The organism is Polaromonas sp. P1_G2 (genome assembly GCF_056405515.1).
Genome location: NZ_JBFUBY010000681.1, coordinates 1 through 630 on the forward strand (window position 1 = coordinate 1; position 630 = coordinate 630).

The window sequence follows — 630 nt, forward strand, 5'->3', positions numbered from 1 at the left end:
AAAGCATTCTTCACATGAGGCATAACCAAGTTGCAAGGCGCTCTTTGCTTCCAACTTCAGAGTGCGGAAAAACGTGATCCCACCACTACCTCAAGAGGTCGTCGCATATGTTCGCAGGGTCTTTCGCACATGCGATAAAGAGTTGAGTCTTCGAATTGCACGAGTACCAAATGTTCACGAAACCGCCCTGGATATGGCGCTGATCGATCGACTTGCGGCTTTTTCGTCGCCCTCATTGGTGGYCCCGAACTGGACTGTTCGCATCGATACCCATTTTTTGGGAGGTCGACGACACTTTCACTCATGGGAAGTTGCAGATATTGGTCTCCTCGTCTTTGTTCGAATCGGTGGTCGTGTATGTGCAAAGAAAGTCGCTCTTCTGCAGTCTAAGCGTCTCTTCCCGTCCAGCGGTGGCACGGTAACGCCCGATACCATTGACGACTATCACATAGGATTCGGTAGGCTTTTGCCTTCCGATGAGATCACGGTTGCGCTATCCAGTCCAACTACATTTCGTTTTTCACAGTCATCCAGATATAAGTCTCTGCAGGCTGGGGATCACCAGACCAGTGCAATTGCCGAGTTTGAAAGAACGCGGAATATTCCGGTGCATTATTTGCTCTACAACCC

General features: G+C 49.8%; 1 protein-coding gene. It reads left to right on the forward strand.

Translation table 11 applies throughout. The features are described 5' to 3' along the window. Positions 1 to 193: 193 nt before the first annotated feature. On the forward strand, positions 194 to 630 hold a 437-nt coding region (locus AC1D0P_RS26920), incomplete at its 3' end, for a hypothetical protein (protein WP_477679529.1).